Source organism: Rhodopirellula sp. MGV (genome assembly GCF_002251265.1).
GTDB classification, from domain to species: Bacteria; Planctomycetota; Planctomycetia; order Pirellulales; family Pirellulaceae; genus Stieleria; species Stieleria baltica_A.
Genome location: NZ_NPDI01000029.1, coordinates 1 through 26,287, shown reverse-complemented (window position 1 = coordinate 26,287; position 26,287 = coordinate 1). Strand labels below are relative to the sequence as shown.

At 54.6% G+C, this 26,287-nt stretch carries 14 protein-coding genes; 10 read left to right on the top strand and 4 right to left on the bottom strand.

What is annotated here, in order from left to right; all coding sequences use genetic code 11:
- Positions 1-33 precede the first annotated feature (33 nt).
- Positions 34-1,464: a type VI secretion system baseplate subunit TssK gene (tssK, locus tag CGZ80_RS10390; protein WP_094414058.1), complete on the bottom strand. Its 1,431-nt coding sequence runs from the start codon at positions 1,462-1,464 to the stop codon at positions 34-36.
- Between the two features lie 409 nt (positions 1,465-1,873).
- On the opposite strand from tssK, the gene CGZ80_RS10385 reads away from it, so the two are divergent.
- Entirely contained in the window at positions 1,874-3,154 is a 1,281-nt protein-coding gene (locus tag CGZ80_RS10385; protein WP_143543843.1) for a hypothetical protein, read from the top strand.
- A 146-nt stretch (positions 3,155-3,300) separates the two neighbouring features.
- Here the strand turns inward: CGZ80_RS10385 and CGZ80_RS10380 are convergent, their stop codons facing one another.
- The 3 genes from CGZ80_RS10380 to CGZ80_RS10370 all read right to left on the bottom strand — a co-directional run bounded on the left by CGZ80_RS10380 (position 3,301) and on the right by CGZ80_RS10370 (position 14,327).
- Entirely contained in the window at positions 3,301-8,190 is a 4,890-nt protein-coding gene (locus CGZ80_RS10380; RefSeq protein ID WP_094414054.1) for a hypothetical protein, read from the bottom strand.
- Positions 8,191-8,202: 12 nt separating this feature from the next.
- Positions 8,203-9,180, bottom strand: a complete 978-nt coding sequence (locus CGZ80_RS10375; RefSeq protein ID WP_143543842.1) for a hypothetical protein — start codon at positions 9,178-9,180, stop codon at positions 8,203-8,205.
- A gap of 224 nt (positions 9,181-9,404) precedes the next feature.
- Positions 9,405-14,327, bottom strand: a complete 4,923-nt coding sequence (locus CGZ80_RS10370) for a hypothetical protein (protein WP_143543841.1) — start codon at positions 14,325-14,327, stop codon at positions 9,405-9,407.
- Between the two features lie 571 nt (positions 14,328-14,898).
- On the opposite strand from CGZ80_RS10370, the gene tssA reads away from it, so the two are divergent.
- The 9 genes from tssA to tssH all read left to right on the top strand — a co-directional run bounded on the left by tssA (position 14,899) and on the right by tssH (position 26,097).
- The gene (tssA, locus tag CGZ80_RS10365; RefSeq protein WP_094414048.1) at positions 14,899-16,098 is read left to right on the top strand and encodes a type VI secretion system protein TssA; all 1,200 of its coding nucleotides are present in this window, start codon (positions 14,899-14,901) and stop codon (positions 16,096-16,098) included.
- Between the two features lie 63 nt (positions 16,099-16,161).
- On the top strand, positions 16,162-16,692 hold the full coding sequence (tssB, locus tag CGZ80_RS10360; protein ID WP_094414046.1) for a type VI secretion system contractile sheath small subunit: 531 nt from the start codon (positions 16,162-16,164) through the stop codon (positions 16,690-16,692).
- A gap of 7 nt (positions 16,693-16,699) precedes the next feature.
- On the top strand, positions 16,700-18,193 hold the full coding sequence (gene tssC / locus CGZ80_RS10355; RefSeq protein WP_094414044.1) for a type VI secretion system contractile sheath large subunit: 1,494 nt from the start codon (positions 16,700-16,702) through the stop codon (positions 18,191-18,193).
- A 98-nt stretch (positions 18,194-18,291) separates the two neighbouring features.
- Positions 18,292-18,777 carry an Hcp family type VI secretion system effector gene (locus CGZ80_RS10350; protein WP_094414042.1) on the top strand — a complete coding sequence of 162 codons (486 nt, stop codon included), beginning with the start codon at positions 18,292-18,294 and terminating at the stop codon, positions 18,775-18,777.
- Positions 18,778-19,066: 289 nt separating this feature from the next.
- Complete coding sequence (locus tag CGZ80_RS10345; protein ID WP_094414040.1) at positions 19,067-19,936, top strand: type VI secretion system accessory protein TagJ; 870 nt, start codon at positions 19,067-19,069, stop codon at positions 19,934-19,936.
- A complete protein-coding gene (tssE, locus tag CGZ80_RS10340) occupies positions 19,936-20,433 on the top strand; it encodes a type VI secretion system baseplate subunit TssE (protein WP_094414038.1) in 498 nt (165 codons plus the stop codon). Before CGZ80_RS10345 ends, tssE begins: the two co-directional genes overlap by 1 nt.
- An 11-nt stretch (positions 20,434-20,444) precedes the next feature.
- The gene (gene tssF, locus CGZ80_RS10335) at positions 20,445-22,316 is read left to right on the top strand and encodes a type VI secretion system baseplate subunit TssF (RefSeq protein WP_094414036.1); all 1,872 of its coding nucleotides are present in this window, start codon (positions 20,445-20,447) and stop codon (positions 22,314-22,316) included.
- Positions 22,280-23,296, top strand: coding sequence for a type VI secretion system baseplate subunit TssG (gene tssG / locus CGZ80_RS10330; protein WP_094414034.1), 1,017 nt, complete (start codon positions 22,280-22,282; stop codon positions 23,294-23,296). Before tssF ends, tssG begins: the two co-directional genes overlap by 37 nt.
- Positions 23,297-23,328: 32 nt before the next feature.
- Positions 23,329-26,097, top strand: a complete 2,769-nt coding sequence (tssH, locus tag CGZ80_RS10325) for a type VI secretion system ATPase TssH (protein ID WP_094414032.1) — start codon at positions 23,329-23,331, stop codon at positions 26,095-26,097.
- The last annotated feature ends 190 nt before the right edge of the window (positions 26,098-26,287 follow it).

The following is a 26,287-nucleotide window of genomic DNA, read 5'->3' as shown; positions in this document are numbered from 1 at the left end:
TCGGGGGAGGAGCGACTGGCGGAGCAATCAACGTTAGCTGCGGACCGCAAACAAGGCAAAGCGAAGCCGAGCGCGGTTGCCGTCCGGCAAAACCACATCCAGGTGCCTCGCTCCCGTTAGTTCGTCAAAGTTCCGCACACGCATCGCGATCGTTTGCGTCCGCCGAATCTCTGCCCAAGCCGGCGACTCGTAATCGTCTTGCGAGACTTTGTAGTACGTCCAGTATTGACGCGAAGGCAGATCTGGAATCGTCGTGTTGACGATCTCACGTTTCAGGCCACTTTGACGAATGTGAAAATAGTTCTCGACTTGTTCCGCACTGGCGAACACCCAATACCACTCCGGCGAGTGTTCGAGAAGTTCCAGCATCGTCGATTCACTCGCACCGCCACGTTCGACGCCCAAATACCATTCCCATCCTGGATCGAACCATTCCGGTCCCAGCTTGGCAACCATTGTCGATCCGTGACCGTCAAAGTTCGCTCGCAAGTACTCGTCAAACTGAGTGGCATAGATGATGCCCAAGATCTTTTCGCGGATGTCTGCGAAGATAAACCCGAGATTGTCGTGGTCATAGGGCTCGACATCGATCGCGCGACGCTGTGGACCAAAGATCGACAACCGCCCCAGGATCCGCGCAAGTTCGCTGTAGGCGTCGAATGGATGAACGCCTTGTGCCGGTGCCATCACATCAAGAGTGCAGTACGCTTCATTTAAGCGATCCAGCATGCTGACCCGGCCTGAGTCAGCCGGCTCTAAACTGTGTCGCCCCACACTCAATTGACGAACCGGTTCGCTAAGCACGTCCATATTGCCGCTCAACACATCGCGAATGCCCTGTAGGTAATGGCGACGCAAAAACGGCCAAGACTGTGTCGACAGGATCGGCGGAATGTACTGCTCGTCAATCACTGGCTGGACGTCTCGATCACTCGCGCTTCGCACCCGAGCGACAGGAATGACTTCGTAGCCAGACGTTTCTTCACCGACCAGCAACCGTAGATTCAATTTGCGAAACTCGATCGGCTGACCATTCGCTTGGCCATTCTCGTCAGCGATTTGTGATTGGACACGCGAATAGCGAGTGAAATCACTGCCGCCGTTTTGCCCGACGTTGCTTCCGCCAAGATTCAACTTTGGCACGCCAACGTAAATCATTAGCGTATTGTCACCGTCAGCATCAGCCTGGCTATCAAACGCTTGCTTCAGATCGATTTCTAACTCTTGCCCATTTTCCAATCGAACAAGAGTCCCATCGTGAAGCCGCGCGTCAAGCTCTTCAACGCGGAACCGACCACTCGCCAAAGCGTCTTTGCTGTAGCTAAACGCCCGCAATCCATAGTTGTACGGATGGTCCCAACTTTCAGACGTGTGGCAGACCTCCATCCAATGCCGATCTGCGGCTTGGAAGTGCTGCGGACGGACGAACAGTCCTTGATACCAATGAACGGGTGGATTTCTCATTCGCCCCGTAGGCCTCGAACAAGCTGGTGGTGCCGGGAAGGGAGGGTTGGGTATTGCCAAATTGACGAACTGCGCTAATCACAAGCCTGTCACGGCGATCTGGGAGGACCTGGCAAGCTGTGCAGATTCGGCAATGCAACGAAATCTTCTTTCGGCACTGCGGCCGTCTATCCCCTGACCCTCAGGGGTATTCCGTGCACATTTCGCCGCTCAGGTACCCGATAACCGAACGAACTTGCCCAGAAATCATGACCGATACCCCAAGATTGACCGATACAACGATCAAGGTTGATAGGTTGCACCCGGGTACCGCCGACTACGCACTCGTTGTTTCAGAGAATCTGTGTCCTCGCGTCGAAAACGTTCCCTTCGCTTAGCCTTGTTCACCTTAGTGACCGGCTTCTCGCTCGTGGCACGCCCGCAGCAGGCTCTTGCACAAGCGGACGATTTGATTCCCACAATCGATGCGGCCGACACGACACCTTCATGGCTCCGCTCAACACCGGGCATCGGATCAGACCGACCACGACTGGTCTTCCAGCCTGCGGTCCCGTCCCACGATGCATCCGGGTTGCCGATCCTGCACCCGCAAGTTCAAGTCGCAGAAGCTGACGACAACTTCGTCGTACCCTCGCTGTCATCGGATAGCGAAATCGAACTCTACAAACAGACATCTGCTCCGGTCGAATTCGAAGACGGTCGAGTCGATCTCGAACTGCTTTCCGAAGCACCGGAGTCCTGGGCAAGTGACTCGATTCACGACGCGGCACCGTCGCTAACCAAGCAACGACGCACACCGTTCCGCAATGCATTCGACCGACTTCGCACCAAACTCGCCATCGCTAGGTGCCGCGACTTTGGCGTCGGCGTCGAGCGACTGCCTTTTGCGATGCATGAAATGGATTCCGCACGCCCATCGAACAATGTGCGATTTCGATTCGAAGCAGGCTACAACTGGGAATACCCAGACCGCGCTGAATTCTTTTGGTCGCGAATGGGCAGCAAAGGACCGCCGCTGACCTACCCGGTTGAAAGCTCGGTGGATTACCAGGACTTGCGTGTCGCCATCGAACTTGGCGGCGCAAAGTTTTCGGCAACAACTGAACTGCCGCTACGCTTCATCAATCCGACAGAACTGAGCAATACCGGCAGCCTGGGCGACATGGCGCTCACGACCAAAACAGTCATGCTCGATGGCGAATCTCTGCTTCTCACCCAAGTTTTTCGCACCCAACTAGCAACTGGCACCGCGAAATCGGGACGTGGCAACGGCCACGTCTCAATGGAGCCCGGGTTCGTTGCCGCATACCGCTACAGCAAACGAACGCTGCTACAAAGTGAACTTAAACTCTGGTTCCCGGTCGGAGGCGAGCCAAGCTTTTCTGGCCCTGTCCTTCGATACGGCTTTGGTGTTGGCCATGTCCTCTACGACAGCGATACCTTTTCCGTGATCCCAACCTTCGAAATGGTTGGCTGGTCTGTCCTCAACGCCCAAAAAACTGGATCACTCGGCCAAGCGATCACCGTTGACGGGGAAAACATCATCAACCTCTTCCCCGGCATTCGAATTGTCCGCGACTCGGGCGGTGAATACGGCCTGTTCGAATTGGGAATTGGCGGTGGCACAACGGTCACAACCAGCCACTGGTACGAAAACATGATCCGAATGGACCTGCGTTGGTCCTTCTAAAGCCGCACAGTAGATCCCAAGTGCGGTTAGCGGCATGTCGATTTCAGAACGCCCCGCTCACTATCCCGCCGACTGCTCCGCAAAAGCTGCGATAGCAAACGCTACTTCGGCGGAGCGAAAGGCGACACCCGAAAGTGAACAGCCTATTAGCGTCCGCTGACCACATCAACTGGGATCAGGCCATCATTGGCGGGCACCGGGATCTCGACGGCACCATGCGGCATCGTCCAGGCCCCCTCAACGTCCGTCGCCTTCTTTGAGAGTCTAAACGCAATCGACTCAGTCGACGCGTCACCTGACACCCAAAACGTATGGACGGCGATTCCGAGTTTGGAATCATATCGCCGCTCAATGGACACTGGAGATACAGCGGAGTCGCCTGGCAGCTCTACCTTGACTGCACTGACATCCATGCCAGACGCACCGAAGATCAGAACGCAACGAACACCCTGGAGTTCAAACGTCTGATCAGTATCAACCAGACGCATCTCAAGGCGAATGTCCTCGCCAAACAACTGTGGCTGCTTCTGACGATCCACGAACGGCACCTCGATTGACGGCCGAGCCTTCGCAGGACGCCCGCCATCTTCAACCTCTGGCGAATTCAACTGAAGCCCGGAGCCTGCTCGGCGATCGGCCTGCGTACGCTGACTCACCCAAGCGTTGATCTTTGCAGAATTCGCCGCCGGCGGCCAATCATTGGCTTGGAACATCATTACAGGAACCGACACATTGCTTTTAAAAACACGATCGTTGAAAACGTATGCGTCACCGACGGATTTGCCGTCGCGATTAGTCGGCTGAACTTCAAACCAATAGCCATCAGGCCGCGACGTTGGTTTCCACAGACCGGCAGTGTGGCTCGACTTCCGTTGCAACGAAACCATGAAAGAGACTGCCGATCGCTGCCGCCGGGGTTGATGCAAACGCAACACCAAGTCGGCGCCCACACCATTTCGCTCGACAAGCTCGACTTGCTCCACCACGTTTTGATCAAACGGATACGAACAAAGCTCGCCAAGTTGGTTCTCCAGATAAAGCTGAATCGATTCACCACCCTCGAGAAGCAACCCTTCACTCGCCGCCGGAAAGCTTGGATCTGAATCAACCTTCACTCGATATTCTTCAGCTCCGCCCTCAGCAACCTGAACCTGAACGGACTGGCCTACAGGGACTCGAAATTCCGGCATCTCCGAACTTGATTGACTTGCGATCGAATAGCTACGCCGACGCAGCAGTTCTGCAAGCGTTTGCTTTAAATTTGTCGAACTATCGAGTACATGGAACTGCCCACCGGTTGCGTGACTGAGCTGCTCAAATTCAGCAGCGGCTCCTGCATCACGCTTTGCATCAAAACCGAGCCCGAGGATGTGAATCGGAACGCGGCGTGAACTCCATGCGGAATGCACATCCGCTTGCGACGTTGGCAAATTCGAAACATCGCCCGGCGGCGTATATTGATAGTTTTCGCCATCGGTAATCACGACGATGTGCGAATCACCACTAGTGCCCCCTTCGCTAAACTCACCCAGCGCCTGCTCCACGGCAAGATACAGCGGGGATTGGCCCCATCCATTCAGCTGGCCGAGCCTTTCTGATATTGCCGCGGTAGCGACAAGGTCAAGATGCGAAAGCGACTGAAAGACTTCAACATCTCGGCTCGGAAGAATTGAATCCGGCACCAGTCCGAAGAGATCGGGACGAGTCACAATGCGAAGCGGCGGCGTTGTACTCCACCCAACACGATGCCCAAACGCTCGCACACTTGTTCGCGAGTCGCCGCGTTCGGCAAGATCCAACAGCATGGAGGATAACGCGTCTTTTGCGACATCAATTTTCGAATCGCTAGCGCCCGCCAACTTCTCAGACATACTCGCCGACCCATCGATCACAAATGCGACTGAGATGCCTGCCGATTGCGCATTGACCGTGACCTCGCTGACCGTTGAATGTTGCGGCTTGACCTCCACTGCAACTCCACCAACACGCTGCACTTTTACCGGGGCAGCAAACTCGTGCCCCCGAACGACTGCCCGTACCGCAAGCAAGCTCAACTGCGGACTTGAATCCGGCTTCATTGAGAGCTCGAAATTCGATCCCGACGTCCCAAGCTGGTACCAATCCTGGGGAACGATTTCAGCCACGTCGACAGCGCTTCCACTTCGGAAAACCTTCACTGCGGCCAATGCGTCCGCGATCTCATTCGGCACAGCGTCCGCCGATGACAACATGACTTCGCTTCGAATCAAGTCACGGTCATCAATCTGAATCCCCGGGGACGCCTTCGTCGCCAAAGCTCCGGGGACCAGCGTTGACAACTGAGAAGAACGTGAGCGAACAACGCTGACCTCCTGATCTGCAACGTCCAACCATCGCTGCTTCTCCTGATCGCCCAGTCCTAACGTCGACGTCGCAACTAACAGTGGAACCGTATCGCAGCAAGCGTCACTCGCGGTTGCGAAAAAAGCCTTGTCCGTGCCCGCAGGTCCCCAGCAATCATCCAACGCTCGACTCGCCAGGGCGATCAACAGAAACTGCGAATCGACAGCGCGAAGCTCTACCAGACATGCAGAAGTCCCTTTCGGCATCCACAGCGACGCGGCATTCCTGAAACGCAACGTGGCTGCGAAACAATCAGCACGAAACTTCGATAGTTTATCCTTCTCGACTGCTTGGACGACCGACTCTCGCACAGCATCTACAAACCGCCCGACCGATGTCTGCTCCGCGGTCGCAACCTTCGCATCGCTATTTGAGGGGAGTGCCAGGATCTCATCGAGCGGATGACCAACCCACTTCGCCTGAATCGCCGCGTAGTCACTTGCAGCAAGGACCGACGCACCCGCTTCGCCGTCACCGGATTTGACCTTGCTCGTCGCCAATTCCGTCACGAGCTGACGCCGACGCGCTCGTAGCGCTGTCCGATCACTTACCGACAAACTAGGAATCGACAGCAAAGCATGCATTCGATCAACGGCAAGTGCATCACCCGAGTCAGCATGCTGAGCAACCAAGCCAACTGCTTCAGTCACTTGATTCCGCAAGACATCATACGATCGGCTTAGACGCTCGAACCGTCCGACAATCTGGCTATCAAGCGTTTGGGATGAGTCGCGATTCCCGATCAGCTCCGCCAATTCGGTCGATTCCTTCATCGCGTCAATCGCCTGGCTGATTGCCTGTTGGTCAGTTTCCGCAAACCGTGCATGCCGCAGAGGATTGCTCAACCATGCTGCCAACGTCGGGACAACGGATCCGATTTCGTCACAAAGTATCTGAAACTTCGCAAGCCGCTGACTCTCTTTACCAAGCTCGTCGAGCTTGCCAGCGAGCACATCTTGATGCGTGGATAAATCGCCACTGTCGATCGAGAAGGTCTTGTCTTCGACCTGCCGCCGAATCACATCGACGTCCCGAAGCGCATCTAGCAGCCGGTGATGTAATCGATGATCAACCCCGCCTTCACAAACACGCGGAACACACCAACGATCGACCTGACGGTGCAATTCGAGTGTTCTCGCGGTGGCAACGCCGCGCCCCCAAAACATCGGTGTCTGATACCGACTCAACATCCGCGCATACGCAACAGACGAATAATCACTCGGCGAAAGCTTGCCGAACGATTCGATTGCCGCGTGAAGCGACACCGGACCAGGCTGATTCGTGAATAAATCCAGTGCATCATCGATGACGCGAAGACGATCCGGCGTCTCACTGCCGAAATACCGCGCCGCCGCAAGCGAAGGCAAACGAACCGAAGAAGGCAGCGTCTGTACCGTCCCGTCAATCAGCGAACTGTGATGAAAACAATCCTGGTTGGTCGCCGCAAGCTGCTGTCGCTGCGCGATCGATTCAAAGCGTCCTTCCAGATCGGATTCGACTGTTTTTGCCAAGGCAGCATAACCTGCCCCCGATACGCTGAGCTGTTCCAACCAAATCAACTGCTGTTCCAACCGACCGAATGCGACCGGCTCCGATTGATAGGCCGCTTGGTTGCGAAGTGAATCCATCGATTTCCACAGCGCGTCCAGCTTCGTATCCGCAATGCTCGGCGCTACAGGTTCGACAGTCTGTCCTTTCGCCACGACATTCTCAAACGCGCGGTCAGAGAGCGATCTCAACAACGGAAAGCTGACTTGCGGATTTGCCGTTACCAAAGTTGGCGTTTGCAGCGACGAGCAGTTTTGCCGCGACCAGCTTGGAACTTCGCTCGCTAAATACTGCTCCAGCTCGACAAGATCGACCCATCCATCGTGATTGCGATCGGCCGCACCTGCAATCGCCAAGTGGAAGTAGTGCCCAAAGACCGACGCCCGCAAAACAGACGATCGCCGCGAGAACTCGTCATCCTTCGAGCTGAACATGACAGCGACGTTCTGCCCGATGTCGCCCGAATCGAAGCGTTTGCGAATTTGGTCTGTCGCGACGGAGACAAAGTGATTTGCCTTCAGCCCTAGACTCCAATTCACTTGCATGTGATTGCAATCCAAGATCAACAACGTCTCACGCTGTAGCTTTTGTCTCGACAGACGATCCAACACCTCTTCAAAGGGAACCCAGGTCGATCGATCGGTGGACGACGCGTCGGACGGCACAAGATAGGCTTGTTCGCCATCACTGATCCCGTGCAAGTTCACCCAGAGGATCAAGGGCTGATCAACCCACTGCATATTTGCGTGAGCCACAGATTGATCCAGCCTAGACAGGAGCTCAGTCGCACCTTGAATTGCACTGTCTTCGCCATCGAGCGAGATCGTCTGCCGATCAAGCCCTTTTAATCGCGCGATGTCCTCCGCAGCCCAACCGACCGGCGCAAGCGGCACTGAATAGGGCGCCGCCGTGAACACCAACAGCGGCGTTCGCTTGGGCGCCAGTGTCAGCAGCCACACCAAAGCAACAAACAAAAGGCTCGACAGAACAATCAAAACCGGCCAAAAGTGACGGGCAAGCCACAATCGAATCGCTGCAACTCGATGGGTGCGTTTCGCGCTTTCGCCCTGCCATTGATGCTGCGAGGACAACTCGGAAGTAGACATTGAACGTGAAGCCTATTGGGGCATTACAAAGCCGACCGGTTTTGCCTGAATCGTCCCTGGAAAGCCTTGCCGACCGAGATCCGATTCCTGGTGGCCGAGACCTGATCCAATCGCATCCCTTGTGATCCCAGGACCTTGGCTCAAAGCATCTCGCCCAACCGCTTGTTCCAACGAGGCGACCTGAGCGGAAAGACCTTGTGCGACGACCTCTAAGTCCACGCCTTCCTCTCGTTCGATCACACTTGAAAGCGATGCGTCCGCCGGTTCAGCACTACCATCGATCAACAATTGCTCCCCGGGACCTTCAATTGGAACGCCATTTTCCATTTCCGAGGGAACGCCTCCACACTTGCAAATCACCAACCGAGCATTCCTACGAATCCGTGCGGACGACTCAACAAAACAGCCGGCGTCATCTCGATCGTATGCAACCTGATACAACTTTTTGAGCAGCTTCGGTGTGCAACAGCTGTTCTCTTTGCAACTTTGACAACAGCCGCCGACCGAGCTCTGTAAGCCGCGCACCACTTCGTATCGAATCTGTTCGCTGCAATCTTCGAGCGCAGCCAACAAAGCATCTTCGGTGTCCGGGTAACATTCGCCGCACCCTTGGCTAGCGAGATAGCGAATCGCCTTCGCCTTTTGCGGTGCTTTATCTGCTTCAACCTTTGCCTTCGCTGCCGCTTGCACCGCAGGGCTAGCCCCTGGTTCCATATTGGCCGGATCGGTAATGGACTTGATCGGCGGTTTCGGCTCGAGCCCCGGGAACCGACTCCCCAGTCGGTTGCGAACACACAATGTCGCTTTCTGCGCCCCGCCGAACACAAGGTCCAATCCCAAAAACTGCGGAAGCGTGACGGGAGGTGGTGACGGAGCAGCGACCGCAACGATCGTCGCACCACCAGCCTGCGCGCTGGCGGGAGCCGGTGCGGGTGCAGCCGACGGGACGGTTGCACAACCGATCGTCGAAAGCCCTCCGACAAGAAGCATTAATTTCGAAAGGTGATCGCGGCGCAGGATCATTCGTCTCGTTGCATTCAGCCTTGGATGTTCACAATTCCGCCGCAATACTGTTGGCGGTCGAGCTGCACATCATGCCGTATCGGTCGAATCGATCATCGCGTTTAAAAGAACCGACGAAACACTGCCGGACGCACCAATTGTAACCCCTCCCACGGCAAACGCTTTGCCAGCAACTCGCCCTCTGTTTGCTATCATGGAAGATCAACATCGAGTCGTTTACGAGCGCCGCCCTCTTTGATCGAGACTTTCTTTTCGATCAAGTGGACTTGGTTTCGTACGACGCCGCGGAACATCACCGTATGTTCGCCCGGCTTCAAGCCTTTCAATTGATAGTCACCCTTCGGCGAAGTTCGCACAACAATTGGTGCACTGCCTTTGGCGGAATCCTGTGCCCCCGCGACCGCAGCCTGAGCCGCTGGCATCAGCGTGACTTCTGCGTTTGCAAGCGGAAGTTCCCGATAGCGGACCAAGCCGAACAGATCGCCCAGGCTTGCCTTCGCAGCTGCTTCGGGCGCACTCGGCGATTGAACCGTCAATTGAAATGGAATGGGCTCACTGACATTGCCCACTGCGTCTTGCGCGCGAACGAGCAACGTTTGCGGTCCTCTATCAGCCGGCAATTTCAAATCAACCGACCATTTTCGCAACGATTGCCGCACAGCGGTGAAGACGGCGTCGCCTTTGGGAAACGCTCCGGAACCATCTTGATCGAAACCAGCCTCGATGCGTTGAATTCCAGCACCTTGATCGATCCCCCAAATAGTAACCGTTCCGACTTTTCCGGCAACAAATCCGGTTGCCCCGGTGGAAGCTTCGATCGGGCCGAGCACCGGCGGGCTGGCATCAACATAGAGCGACAATGGTTTGAACGAATGCGATCTCGAATCGATCGTCATTGCGGCCGCTATGTCCAGCGAGAGATTCTCCAGCCTTGCCGAAGGCAACTCGATTTGGAAATCGGATGCCTTGACATCCAATAGGATCCTTCCATCGTTCGATGCCTTGAGCAGGCCGATCTTGACTTGGCGATCGGTCGTTAGCATCTGCGCCGTTTCTTCGTCCGGTTTGCCATCATGATTCAAATCGAATCCGATCACGATGTCATCGGTATTCGATTCAAAAGTCCCGTGCGGTGCATTGACAACAGCGGTGACTGACATCGTCTTACTTGCCGGTACGATGCCGCTCGGTGCATTTGCATGCAGCCTCAATTCGACTAGCGTCGTCTGTTCTGTGATCAATCCATTGGGTTCGCAGAGCACGTCGAAAACAAATGCACGTGGATACCCGTCAACATTCACGTTTAAACGGACTGGATCTTTGGGAGGATTGGGTAAGTCGATAAACAGTCGATCGCGTAAACGGCTTTTTGACAAAATGCCACTCAGTTTCCCGCGTACCTGTCCTTCGACACCTTCCAAGTCACAGCTCACCTCGACGGGGCCTCCCTCTGGAAGCAGACGTGACTCCAACGCGGCAATGTCGATCACAATTTGTCGCCGACTTCCGTCATAGCGAACACTTGCGTCGATGTAGCGACGTGGCCGCTGAAGCGCAATGCGAATCGGACGATAAGTGGTCCGTCCCGATTGAACATCTCGAATCGCTGCGATCATTCCGTGCTGCAACAGTTCTTGCGTGGGGGCATGCTCCGACTTTGCATCGGCTGCCGCTGCCTCTTTTGGCGTTTCCTGCGTTGTTGCACCTGCCCCAGCGAAGACGGTTTCACCGGACGACGCCACTTCATAGGTTGCCGTGAAAAGAGGTTTCCCCATCAAGTCACGCACTCGATCGATCCAATCGGAGCTTTCGAGGGACCCAAGGCTTGCGTAACACGTTAAGTCGACTTTCCGAGCCTCCGCTGATTGCCCCGTCAAACCGAAGTGAGCGTCTTGTTGTCGATTGGGAAAGGGAGTCAGTTGCAAACCGCCGAACGCCGATTCGATTTGCGCACCACCTTGCTGTACAGCTAACTCGGCGACGGGCAACTCCACACAGGCAGCTTGCCGGTTCAAGAGCAATGTGGGATCCAATTGCGATTTCGTAGCCGCACCTGCGGCAAATAAATCGAATACGATTTCGGTCGTTCCAATCGCTCGACCAACACGGTTCACCCCGACCGCCACGATCCTTTGACCGCGAGCTGGAATCGTAAAACATGCCGATGATTGCGTCCCAAATTCCGTCAAACGGTTTTCCCACTCGATCGCGTACTTGCCAGTCGTGGTTTGATCGCAGTGAGTCTCTTCAAGTTCGAGATCAATCAACTGCCTAGCGAATCCGATTGCCAAGACAGTTTCCAATGGTTGATCACCAGGATTGCTCAGTACCAGCTCTATCTGTTTCCGTCCCTCATACTGCAAGTCAACGCTTTCTGGGACTGACACATCGGGCAAAGCCACAATCTCTTTGACGAGCAGCTCTGCGGGCGATGCTGCATCTCTCTGATCTGCCAACATGGAAAACGTTTCACGTTGCCAATCACGACGCCGCTGCCAAAGCATGCTGGACTTGATTCGCTCAGGCATCGCGACAGAACTTTGATCGAGCCGCGGAAAACGCCACCCATCCCGCGGATCCAGCAACTGCATCAATAGCAGCTTCAAATTCGCTTCGCTCGATCGCGTCGATTGGCCCGAAAGGCTATCTACGATTTCGAGAGAGAACTCAACTGAATTTCGCTCGAGAGCGGACACGATTTCATTGCGACGTGATTCCTGAAGACCACTTTCAGCAAGTAATCGAAGATCGCACTGCATCGTTTCGACAAGACGAAGTAAATCGCTGGAAACATCACTGGTCACGACAGATTTTACGATGGCGACATAATCAACGTACAGAGTGGCAGCCTGCAGTAACACGTCCGGCTCGAAAGTCGCTTCGTCCTTCGGTGTGATCGCTTGCCGGATTTCCAGATTTGCCAGTTCATATTTTCGCAGCTCTGAACGCGAAACCTTCTGAATCAACGCGTACAACTGCGATCGAGTTCCCGATGACAAATACGGAGATCGCAAGAGCGTGGCGGCATCTCCGGCGGCTTCGGCGGTCTCAGGACTTTCAAGGATGCGATCCGCCATTGATTGACCGAACAGCTGCTGCACGCGATCGAGCTGTGTAGCGACCAAATTCATCTCTGACTGAACTTGTTTGGAATCGACGTTTCCGAGATTTCCAATCGTTGCCCCAAGTTTATGATTCGCGTCAATCAGGTCCTTCAATGCGAGATAGGATTCGCTACGCGTTGGGGGTGAACTCAGCTGCGAAAACTGATGAAGGTAGAAACCCAATCGACGAATCGACTTGTAGAAAGCTTGCTGAGCATGCCAAGCCAATTGATACCGGTCCATCGCTTCGGCGTATCGTTGCCGTGCTGAAGCAAACAGTTTTTCCGCTCGGGAATCCCAATGCTCGTTATTCCGTGTCCGCAACAGTTCCGTCGCAAACAGCCGTTCCGCGTCGGCTTGCTCGATTGATTGGCGACACCAGCTTCCAAACTTTAGGTCGAGAGCTGCGGCCCGTTCCCCATCAAAACATGCCAACGCAGCGGCTTGCACCATGCTCCAGGACAAGTCAGTGTCAGCCAACAGTTGTTGTAACAGCTGAAACTCTTTTCGTTGCTCGTACTCTGTTTTCCAATTTGCCTTGACCCACTTGTCGACCGCCTTCCGATCTGTTTGCTCAAGCGCCTCGTACAAAGCCTGCAAATTAGCCGTCGACGATTTGCCGAGCAAATTGTCAATCTGTAAGGCCAACTCAACCGAACGGGGCGAAATGCGTTCGAGATCGGACCGCACGGCCAACGACAGCGGTGGGTTGATAACCGTCTCCGCAAGCTTTGTTTGATCGATCGGATTTGGCTCCGCCGACTTGGCCTTGGCAAGGAATTCATTGAAGAATTTAACAGCACTCGATTGCTGATCAATTGATCCACGCATCAATTGCGTTTCAGCTAGAAGTAGTTCTCGTTCAAGCTGTTTCAAAAGATGTGGACGTTCAATCAGCCGATGATCGGGCGAACTGATCGATGTCATCGCATCCCATGCAGACGCCAAAAGCAATTGCTTCGCCCGTTCATCGAGCGTTTTCTGCTCTGCAATGACTTGGCCAGCAGCCGTGTTTGTTTCTGTCTGCTTTTGCGTTGCAACAGATTTTATGGGAACAGCCCGAACGTCGGCCGTGGACCATGGCTGAGATTGCGACGACGCGGAAATCCCACAGATCACCGGATTGCGTGCTTTGTTAAGTTCACCACCGCCCCAAAAGAGCTGCGGCGACTGGGTTTGTTGTTGACCAGACGCAAACTCCACCCACTTCTTCACATTCGCCGTCGTAAACGTTGTCCATTCGGAAAGTGACAACTGCTGATCACCATTGACGTCTGCGACGGCATGGGTTGCCCCCGCCAAGAACATTCCAAACACGCTGCGTTGTGGGCCATCTTCGACGTGCGAACCTTCTTGTGGTCCGTGAGAACAATAGACCCAAAGATTTGGATCGTTCAACGACTGGACCGCATTTCGAAGCTGTTCGATGAATCGATTCTCGATGATTCCCAGACGCGGATCGGAAGCGATCGCCCCATCAAAAATCACGACGATCTTCGTGCCCGCCTTCGATCGTTGAATTTGTTGTAAAACGTCATCGATTGCCCAGCGGCCAATACTTGGCTTGCGAACCTCAAAATCGCTCAGCAAGAGAGCTGGTCCATCTTCGCCACTGACGCCGTGTACGGCCAGACACATGACCAGCGTATCAGTCGGCCGAAACTGGGCCTTCTCCAATCGCTCACCAAGGTCTTCCACCGCGTTCGTCGACTTCCACATCGGAGTCCAATCCGAGGTGCTCCAGTTCTCGTTCGTCGCAAGAGCGTCAAAGTCTTGCTGAGCATACGGAACAATGGGCACATCACTCAAACCAAGATTGTCAGCACGGATCGTGATCAAATGGGTTTGAGCGGCAAAGAACGGACGCAACACCAACCAGGCAAACGCCCCCAGCATGGTGAGGACACCTAATGCGATGGCGACTCGCCCCAAGTCACGACTGACCTTTGCTCGGCCGCGTTTAGGCGCATGCTGTTGCCAAGTAGATTGTGATGGTGAGGTTTGGTGCATCGATCGGCGATGTTTACAGACAACGACACCCGGCAGAAAAATAGCTGAGTGTCGCGCTGATATCACGAGGGAGGTGGCAGTACGCCCTTTCGTCTTCGTCGATGAATGACAACGTCAGCTTGGATTTGAATGTAGATCCATTACTTAGGCAATTTGCACGGGCTGACTTTAAGTTTTGTAGCAGTCGTGCGCTGTACCGTCGAATCCGGCAACTCTTGGTCACCGATCAACTCTCGGCAATCCCCCCGAGGGATCGGTAACCAAAACACGCCATAGGTTCAACTGAAACTCGCACATTTGACTGAAGAATTACCAACTTCTTGCCGGACCTCTCGTGGGGTAACCACTACAGGCAGCACAGACGGTCTAGCCGATCCGGCACCCCACCGAGCCCCCAAAGTCTTCGTGCCAGATCGATGCGTATACACAGGGAGTGTTTTACAGTTCCGAAGACCCTAGTTACGAGTTTCCGTCGACCAACTTGATCTCGAAGAAGACATCTTGATCGGTTTCACGCCGGAAACGATTCCACCGTTCGGTAACTTCGAACAGCAACACTAGCGATTTGCAAATGGATCTCTCGGATCTCGATTCATTACTTCAACCTCTAACCGACGACGAGCCCTGCGGCCCGGACTTGGAGTATGACCCTGAATTTGGCGAAATGGATCGCGCCGCGCAGGGCAAACCCGAGCAGCAGTACGGCGACACGATCGTCGCGGCGGAAGAGCCGGAGTGGAAGGAAGTTAAGAAGCTCGCCGAGTCGCTGCTGTCACGAACCAAAGACATGCGCGTCGTCGTTTTCCTGGCACGCGCCAGCTTAAATCAACAAGGCTTCGTGGCGTTTGAACAATGCCTTCGTTTGCTTCGTGGATATATCGAAAACTTCTGGGATAGCGTTCATCCCGAACTGGATGCCGACGACGACAACGATCCGACCTACCGAACAAACACACTCGTCACACTTTGCGATGACGACACGATGCTGCGAGAACTTCGCGAAGCACCGATTGTGTCATCGCGTGCCGTCGGTCGGTTCAGTTTACGTGACATCGAGAAATCGACCGAACCTACCGAGAAGCCCGTCGTCGTGAAAACCGACGATGAAGACGATTGGTCGAGTTCAAAAGCAGAGGAACCTGCGGAAACAGCCAAAGGGCCAACTCCGGCAACCATCGATGCGGCGTTCACAGATGCCGACATCGAAGACGTACAAGCCACCGAAGAAGCCACGCGACTAGCCGCAGAACACCTTGCCGAAATCGAAAAGCAAGTGACCGAGAAAGTCGGGGTGAACTTCGCAGTCAGCCTCGCGCCGGCTCGCAATCTTTTGACCGAGATGAACGGCATCATCACCAAACAGTTGCGACGACGCGGCGTCGGTGTTGAAGAAGTTTCTGCGGCAAGCTCCGATGCAACGGATGTCGATGCTGTTGTCGCTGATGGCGGACCCGACAACAACGGCACCGCAGTGACACAAATTGTCAGCCAAGCCGGATACGTTGGCGGAAAAATCGCAACTCGCCAACAAGCAGTCAAGGCGCTAGAAGATGTGTGCGATTACTACGAACTGAACGAGCCATCAAGTCCGTTGCCGCTCTTGATTCGACGCGCACAGCGACTTTCTTCGGCAAGCTTTCTTGACATCCTTCGCGATGTCGCCCCCGACGCCGTCGCCCAAGCCGAGGCGCTTAGCGGTGCGGTGGCGTCCAACGGTTCGTCAACCGATTCGAGCTCCGACTCTGAATCTTCCAGCGACGACAGTTGGTAACCATTCACTTTCAAAAGTTCCGGCGTCTTACCAGCGCCGTTTACATTCCCGTAGGAGTCACTCATGGCTACAGGTAGCGCCCAGAAGTTTATCGCGAGGAATCGAGCTCCTCGGGTACAGATCGAATACGACGTTGAAGTTTACGGTGCAGAGAAAAAGGTCCAACTCCCATTCGTGATGGGTGTCTTGGCTGACCTATCCGGCAAACCGGAAGAACCGCTCGCCCCAGTCTCCGAGCGAAAGGCATTGGAAATCGATGTCGATAACTTTGACGACCGCCTGAAATCGATGAAACCACGCGTCGCGTTTCAAGTGCCCAACACACTGACGGGCGAAGGCAACATGGCGGTGGACTTGACGTTCGAAAGCATGGACGATTTTTCGCCCGCCGCGATCGCACGCAAAGTCGACTCGCTTAGCAAATTGCTACAAGCACGCGAACAACTTGCCAACCTGTTGACTTACATGGACGGAAAAGACGGCGCCGAGGCGCTGCTCAATAAAGTCCTGCAAGACCCCGCACTACTGCAGTCGCTCGGCTCGGCGCCGAATGCTGACGCGGATTCGGCCGAAACACCAGCTACCGAGGAGTAATCGAATCATGAGCACCGCAGACGCTTCCTCACAGAACGAAGCCCAAACCGTTACCGCGGACGAGTTTTCGTCACTCCTAGAAAAAGAGTTTCGCCCCAAGAGCGATCAGGCCAAAGAGGCGGTCGAAACCGCCGTCAAAACATTGGCCGAGCAAGCCTTGGCTCAAACGGCACTCATCTCCGATGACGCCCTCAAATCCATCGAAGCGATCATCGCACAGATCGATTCGAAATTGAGCGAACAGATCAACCTGATCTTGCACCACGACGACTATCAAAAGCTCGAAGGTGCTTGGCGCGGTCTGCATCACATGGTCAACAATACCGAGACCGATGAGATGCTAAAAATCCGTGTCATGAACGTCACCAAGAAAGAGTTGCACAAGACTCTGAAAAAGTTCAAAGGCACCGCTTGGGATCAAAGCCCGATCTTCAAGAAGATGTACGAAGAAGAGTACGGCCAATTCGGTGGCCAGCCCTATGGTTGCTTGGTCGGCGATTATCACTTCGATCACAGTCCACCAGACGTCGAACTGCTCAGCGAAATGGCAAAGGTCTCTGCCGCTTGCCACGCACCGTTTATCGCCGGTGTCGCACCGTCGGTCATGCAAATGGATAGCTGGCAAGAGCTGACCAACCCACGCGACCTCACAAAAATCTTCCAAACCCCCGAGTACGCTCCGTGGCGTTCGCTTCGTGAATCGGAAGATTCCAAGTACATCGGCTTGGCAATGCCGAAGTTCTTGGCTCGCTTGCCATACGGTGCTGCGACCGATCCGGTCGACGAATTCGCTTTCGAAGAAGACACCGAAGCGGCAAATAGCGAAAACTATTGCTGGGCCAATGCCGCTTACGCGATGGCTACGAATATCACCCGCTCGTTCAAGATGTACGGCTGGTGCTCGCGTATCCGCGGGATCGAATCGGGCGGTGCGGTCGAGAACCTGCCCTGCCACACGTTCCCCACAGACGATGGCGGCGTGGACATGAAGTGCCCGACGGAAATCGCGATCAGCGACCGTCGCGAAGCCGAACTCGCCAAAAACGGGTTCATGCCACTGATCCACAAAAAGAACTCGGACTTTGCAGCCTTCATCGGCGCCCAGTCGCTGCACGCACCAGCCGTGTACGACGACCCCGATGCAACGGCGAACGCAAACCTGAGTGCACGCTTGCCTTACTTGTTCGCAACTTGCCGATTCGCTCACTACTTGAAGTGCATCGTCCGCGACAAAATCGGCAGCTTCAAAGAACGCAAGGATATGCAAGCCTGGCTTCAAGACTGGATTAACCAGTACGTCGACGGAAACCCAGGAACTTCTAGCGAAGACACGAAAGCACGTAAGCCACTGGCTGCCGCCGAAGTTGTCGTCGAAGAAGTCGAAGGCAACCCCGGCTACTACACCAGCAAGTTCTTCCTGCGTCCACACTATCAATTGGAAGGTCTGTCGGTCTCACTCCGACTCGTCTCCAAGCTGCCTTCGGCGAAGGGTGGCGGTTGATCGCTCGATATCAACACGACTGCTAATTCTCGTCGCAAGGCTGAGGTCTTGCGGTTTTTTACTGAACCTCAAAACAAAATACACATAGGAATACGACCATGGCTGTTGATATGTTCTTGGACATCAAGGGAGAGATCGAAGGCGAATCCCAAGATGCAACTCACCAAAATGAAATTGACTTGCTCGCTTGGAGCTGGGGCATGTCACAAAGCGGCTCGTTTCACGTCGGTGGCGGTGGCGGAGCTGGCAAAGCAAACTTTCAAGACATCAGCGTGACCAAATGGATCGACAATTCGTCGCCCATCCTGATGATCTACTGTGCCAACGGAGATCACTTCCCAAGTGCAAAACTGACCGTCCGTAAGGCCGGCAAAAAGCCTTTGGAATACTTGGTCATCGACATGAAAGATGTTCTGATCACGAGCGTCTCGACTGGCGGTTCAGGTGGTGAAGATCGCTTGACCGAAAATGTCACACTGAACTTCCGCCAAGTCAAAGTGAGCTACAAGGCTCAGAAGAAAGACGGTAGCGGCGGCCCAGAGAAATTGTTCGCTTGGGACATCGCTGCAAATAAGCAACTGTAAGCGTTGCTAAAGTGAATTTGATGCCGGGTTTTCTGAGTGACATCCGACCCGGCCATGGAATCGCGATGATGTGGCATTCGCACCGCCACATCGTCGTCTTTTCCTCCGCCAACTCAGCCCCCTGATCAGTAACCGATCTCGCTGACTTGGCGGAGAAAAAGACGACCCAATTCTCTCTACAAACGATGACGATTTGAACCGAGAGCACGGGGGTGCTCCGCGAGTCAGCATTGCGAACTCTTTCGCAAGCGGATGATCAAATCGCCGATCCTACCTCGGAAACGCTTCAATGCTGGCTGAAGAATTACTCCGCGAAGGCAAACTGGACGAAGCTTTCGCCGAACTGAAGGCGAAGGTTCAGAAAGATCCTTCCGAAGGCAAATACCGCGTCTTCTTGTTCCAAATGTTGTGCGTCCTCGGTAAATGGGAGAGCGCGCTCAACCAACTGGAAATCTGCGGCCAACTGGATGCCGGAAACCTCGCAATGGTTCAAGCTTATCGCGAAGCCATTCGTTGCGAAGTCTTCCGCCATCGTGTCTTCGCCGGTGAAACGTCGCCGCTCATCCTCGGTGAACCGGATCGATGGCTCGCACTGTTGATCGAATCATTGAAGCTATCGGCAAAAGGCAATCTTTCCCAAGCACAGCAGCTACGCGGCGAAGCGTTTGAACTCGCGCCAACGACAACTGGCAATCTATATCTTCGCAACGAACAACACAGCCCGTTCGAATGGGTTGCCGACGCCGATCCTCGTTTGGGCCCCGTGCTCGAAGTCTTGATGAATGGCCAGTACTACTGGGTTCCATTCAATCGAATCGCACAAATCGACTTGGAAGCACCCACGGACCTACGTGACTTCGTTTGGATTCCCGCACACTTTGTCTTTCAAGGTGGCGGTGAAGTCTATGGCATGATTCCAACACGATACCCTGGTTCCCAGGATAACGCCGAACCGGCAATCCGACTCGCTCGGCAAACCGCTTGGCAGCAAGTCGCCGGTAGCGACGACGATTTCTATCTGGGGACTGGCCAACGCATGCTTGCGACCGACCAAGACGAGTTTGCCTTGCTGGAAATACAAAAGCTCAGCTTTGACGAGATTCCGGTCGCTACCGGGAGCAACTCCGAAGACGAATCGGTTCTACCAGCGGTTGAGTAATGGCTGACCTCACTGCACAAGAAAGACTGTTTCCGTCGCTGCTTGATCGACTGACCGACGACGATCCGCACGAACTGCTTGAAACGCGTGACAAGCGGATTTTTTCCGTTCATCGATTGCGTGCCGCAGTCTTGCGCGACCTCGCCTGGCTGCTCAATACTTGCCATCTGGCTGCAGCGGAAGACCTCTCGAATTACCAGCACGTCCAAAAATCAGTCATTAACTACGGCATCCCTGATCTGACTGGGAAGACCGTCTCTGGACTCCATGTCGACGATATCCAAGTGGCGTTGCGTCAAGCGATCCTTGACTTCGAACCGCGGATCATTGCAAAAACCCTTGAAGTTCGCGGCAAAAAAGACCCCGAGAATCCGCTGACAAGCTCTCTGACCTTCGAGATCGAAGGCGAACTCTGGGCTCGACCGTTTCCCGAACGCTTGTACCTCCGATCTGAATTGGATCTGGAAACTGGCGACGTCAACATTCACGAAGTGTAGGCAACACCGAAATGGATCCGCGACTGCTGACGTATTACAACCAAGAACTACAATTCGTTCGTGAATCGGGCGCCGAGTTCGCCGAGGAATATCCCAAGATCGCCAGCCGACTGGGAATCGACGTTTTCGAATGTGCTGACCCCTACGTCGAACGCCTTTTCGAAGGCTTCGCGTTACTAGCGGCGCGCATTCAGCTAAAACTCGACGCGGAGTTCCCGCGTTTCACCCAGCATCTGCTGGAAATGGTATGCCCGCATTATTTGGCGCCGATGCCGTCGATGGCGATCGTGGAATTGAACCCCGATCTGACCGAAGGAGCCCTCGCCGAAGGATTCCAGATCCCTCGGGGCACAGTGCTACAAAGTCTGCTTGGGAAAGGCGAACAGACCCGTTGCACGTTTCGCACGGCACACCCGGTCACGCTTTGGCCGCTTCAATTGACCGAAGCGAACTACTACTCACGCGACGTCGCGGCTCTTAGCCTTCCGGACGATCCGACCGTCAAGGCGGCTCTCGTCATCCGGTTGGATTCCACGGCCGGGCTAAAGATCAATCAACTTTCGCTGGAAACACTGCCGCTCTTTGTCCGCGGTGCTTCCGACGTGCCAATGCGGCTCTATGAACAGCTCATGTCTAACGCGGTCGGCATCGCCGTCCGGCCGGCCAACGGCACGTCAGCATGGACCGTTTATCGTGGTAAAGACAAAGTCACCGGTTTAGGATTCGAAGACGAAAACTCGCTATTGCCGTATGGTCCACGCTCGTTCAAGGGTTACCGGCTACTACAAGAATACTTTTCGTTCCCGCATCGCTACATGTTTGCTAACTTGCGGGACCTTGGCGAAAGCTTTCGATCCTGCGACGACAACGCGATCGAAATCGCAATTCTTCTGAATCGGCGTGATTCACGACTTTCAAATCGTGTCGACGAAACACACTTCGCGTTGTATTGCACGCCGGCAATCAACCTCTTCGAAAAACGCGCCGACCGAATCCACCTCAGCGAACGATTCTCGCAATATCAAGTCATGCCGGACCGTACGCGGCCAGTTGATTTTGAAGTCTATTCCGTGACGGATGTGCGAGGCTATGGCAACAGCAACGATCGGGAGCAAGAGTTTCGCCCGTTCTATCAGATCAATGATTCAGATGCCGAACAAAACAAGCGGGCGTACTACACACTCCATCGGCGACCACGCGTCTTGTCTGCGAAACACCGCCAGTACGGTCCACGCTCAAGCTACGTCGGCAGCGAAACGTTTCTTTCGCTCGTTGACGCCAACGAGGCACCGTTTTCACATGAACTGAAACAGCTCGGAATTGACACGCTTTGCACCAATCGTGACCTGCCCTTGCAAATGCCAGTCGGTGTGGGTGAAACAGATTTCACGCTCGAAATCAGCGCACCTGTCAAAGCGGTCCGCTGTCTGGTCGGACCGACAAAGCCAGAACCATCAAGAAGCTACGAGAACGGGCAAACGACCTGGCGTCTGATCAGCCACCTTTCGCTGAACTACCTCTCACTGATCGACGAAGACGGCAGCGCAAACGCATTGCGTGAATTGTTGTCGCTGTATTCCGACATCAACAACGTCTTGGTATCAAAACAGATTGACGCCGTTCGCTCGGTGCGGTCAGCCCCGGTGACTCGGCCAATCGCATCTGACGGACCGCTCTGCTTCGCCAGGGGCATGGAAGTCACGGTCACGCTGGACGAAACCGGATTTGAAGGAACCGGTGCATTTCTGTTAGCAGCTGTACTCAACGAGTTCTTTGCAAAGTACGTATCAATCAACTCATTTACCGAGACGGTCTTTCGAACGACTGATCGCGGTGAGGTAATGCGATGGCCCGCGAGGATCGGACGGCGTCACACGCTTTAGATGCGGCGCTACAAAAGATGATCGACAATCCGTATCGCTTTGATTTTTATCATGCGATGCGAATGCTTGAGTGCGTCTTTCCAGACGCGCCTCGGTACGGACATGCCGTTAGGCTATCCGACGACAATGTCCGCTTAAGCCAAGAACCATCACTGCAATTCGCGCCGGCGTCACTGTCGTCCTTTCGCAAGGATTCCAAAGACGACTTCCATCGCCTTGCCGTTCGCTTCTTTGGACTATGTGGTCCGAACGGCGCACTTCCATTGCACGTGACGGAATACGTCCGCGACCGAATTCGCCACAACGACGACACTGCGTTCGCAGCATTTCTTGACGTCTTTCATCATCGCATGCTTTCGCTGTTCTACCGGGCGCATGCCGATGCACAGCCGACTGCACACTTCGATCGCCCGGAGAGCGACCGTTTCTCGGTCTTCGTCGGTTCGCTGATGGGGCTTGGAATGCCGTCACTGCACAACCGTGATGACTTTCCCGATTTAGCAAAGCTGTTCTATGCAGGCCGGTTCGGTTGTCAAACCAAGTCACCGGAAGCACTCGCAGACATGATTGGCGATTTCTTCAATTTGCCATGCGAGATCAAAGAGTTTGTCGGTGAATGGACAGCCATCCCTGACCACTACCAATTCCAACTCGGTGCCCACGACGATGCTTCAATGCTTGGTGTCGCGACAACCGTTGGACCGTCTGTTTGGAATTGCCAACAATCGTTTCGGGTCCAACTCGGTCCCGTCAACTGGCAAGAATTTGTCAACATGCTTCCCGGTGGACGCAGCCTCGACCGCTTGTCGGCGCTGGTCAAAAACTTCATCGGCGAGGAACTCGCGTGGGACCTAAGATTGATCCTACACAAAGACGAAACCCCATCGTGGCAACTCGGGCAAGCTCAACTCGGTGAAACCATCTGGATGGATAACGAAGGGGTCCAACACGATCCCGATGACTTGTTAATCACCCTTTAATCCGAACCATCGCGAACGCGAAGGAATATACCGTGACCGACATCAGCCGCACCTCCTTGTTCGGAAAGCTCAACAGCGTTGGATACAAATCCATCGAGAGCGCCACCGTGTTTTGCAAAATGCGAGGCAATCCTTATGTCGAACTGGTTCATTGGCTGAACCAGATCCTGCAACTGGAAAACTCCGACCTTCATTGCATCGTCAAGCAGTTCAACATCAACCCGTCTCGTTTGGTCAAGGACCTGACCGACGCGCTGGAAAAGCTGCCTCGTGGGTCAACTTCGATCTCCGACCTCTCGTCACATATCGAAGAAGCAGTCGAGCGTGGTTGGGTCTACGGCACACTGATGTTCGGTGAAACGCAAGTTCGCACCGGGCACTTGATGGTCGGAATTCTGAAAACGCGATCATTGAAAAACGCATTGCTTTCGATTTCTCAAGAATTCGACAAAGTCAAAATCGATACGCTGACTGATCGGTTTGATGAAGTCGTCGGCGGTTCTCCAGAAGCAAACCTCAGCGCAACCGATGGCTTCCAAATCGGTGGCGGTGCAGAACCGGGTGAAGCCAGTGGCGCGATTTCTCCCGCGGCAATGGGAAAACAAGACGCGCTCAAGCAATTTACCGTGGACCTGACGGAGAATGCCCGTCAAGGCAAGATCGATCCCATCGTTGGTCGCGACGAAGAGATCCGCCAAATCATCGACATCTTGATGCGTCGCCGTCAAAACAACCCGATTTTGACCGGTGAAGCCGGCGTCGGCAAAACCGCCGTCGTCGAAGGCTTCGCGCTGAAAATCGCTTCTGGCGACGTCCCACCTCCGCTGCGCGACGTGACGCTACGCACCCTGGATGTCGGGTTGCTACAAGCTGGCGCGAGCATGAAGGGCGAGTTCGAAAACCGCCTGAAACAAGTGATTGAAGAAGTCCAGTCTTCAGAAAAACCAATCATTCTGTTTATCGACGAAGCGCATACACTCGTTGGGGCCGGCGGTGCCGCTGGAACCGGCGATGCTGCAAACTTGCTAAAGCCTGCCCTGGCGCGTGGAACTCTGCGGACTTTGGCGGCAACCACTTGGGCCGAGTACAAAAAGCACATCGAAAAAGACCCCGCGCTCACGCGACGTTTCCAAGTCGTCCAAGTTGAAGAGCCCAGCGAAGAACGCGCGATTCTGATGATGCGTGGAATGACGTCTACTCTCGAAAAACACCACAAAGTGAAAGTGCTCGACGAGGCACTCGAAGCCGCCGTACGACTTTCCCACCGGTACATCCCCGCTCGACAATTGCCGGATAAGTGCGTCAGCTTGCTGGACACCGCGGCCGCTCGTGTCGCGATCAGCCAGCACGCCGTCCCCGCCGAAGTCGATGACTCACGCAAACGCATCGAAGCACTCAACACGGTCCTGCGGATCATCGCGGACGAAAACTTGGTCGGCGTCGACACTGCGGATCGCCAATCCATCGCCGAAGCAGAACTAAAAGAAGAGCAAGAGCGTTTGAACGGGCTGGAAGCTCGCTGGAACGAAGAGAAAGATCTTGTCGAAAAGATTTTGGATATCCGCGCGAAACTTCGAGGACACAGCGGTACTGTCGAAGGCACCAACAGTCCGCTTGAAAAAGCGGCCGACGCGGAAGCCAAGAATGTGACCGTTCAAACGGGCGAACCGGCAAACGAAAGTTCGACGGATGTCGCCGCAGAACAATCACAACGCCCCGTCCTACTGGACGAACTCAAGTCGCTACAAACCAAGCTGTTGGAGTTGCAAGGCGAACACCCGCTCATTTTGCCAACCGTTGACGAACAAGCGGTCGCGTCGGTGGTCGAAGACTGGACGGGAATTCCAGTCGGACGGATGGTCAAAGACGAAGTCGCGACTGTCTTGAACCTGGCCAATATCCTGAACGATCGGATCATCGGCCAACGGCATGCATTGGAGATGATCGCACGGCGCATTCAAACGTCGCGTGCAAGCTTGGACAATCCCAATAAGCCAATTGGTGTGTTCATGCTGGCCGGACCTTCAGGGGTTGGTAAAACCGAAACAGCCCTGGCACTCGCCGAAGCCCTCTATGGTGGCGAGCAAAACGTGATCACGATCAACATGAGTGAGTTTCAAGAAGCTCACACGGTCAGCACTCTCAAAGGGGCCCCTCCCGGATACGTCGGCTATGGCGAAGGCGGAGTCTTGACGGAAGCCGTTCGTCGTCGTCCCTATAGCGTGGTGCTGCTTGATGAAGTCGAAAAGGCGCACCACGACGTTCACGAAATCTTTTTCCAAGTGTTTGACAAGGGCTGGATGGAAGACGGCGAAGGCCGCGTGATCGACTTTAAAAATACGCTGATCCTGCTAACAACCAACGCAGGCACCGATCTGGTAATGAACCTGTGCAAAGATCCCGAGTTGCTGCCGGAGCCTGAGGGCCTCGCCAAGGCACTCCGACCTGAATTGCTGAAGGTCTTTCCGCCAGCGCTCTTGGGCCGAATCGTGACGATTCCGTATTATCCGCTGAGCGACGAAATGATCGGCGAGATCACACGCTTGCAATTACGCCGGATCGAATCTCGCATTCAACGAAACCACGCCATCCCGTTTACCTACGATGATGCCGTTGTCGAATTGATTGCCAGCCGTTGTACGGAATTGGAAAGCGGTGGTCGAATGATTGACGCAATCTTGACCAACACCGTCCTGCCGAACATCAGTAGCGAATTCCTGACACGAATGATGGACGGCAAACCGATCGATCGCGTGCACGTCCAAATCGATGGCGGCGAATTCGCGTATGCCTTCGATTGATCGACTGCCCAGATGAAATCTGGCGTCGGTGACGAAGTCCCAAAAACGTCTCGCCACGTACCAAGTCCGCTTGGTACAGACGATTCCTGTGCGATAGACTGCCGCTACCGGAACTTTTGACTCGCTTCAGGAATTTGCGTTCATGGGACAGCCCGCCGCCAGATTGGGTGACATGGTCAAGCAAGATGCG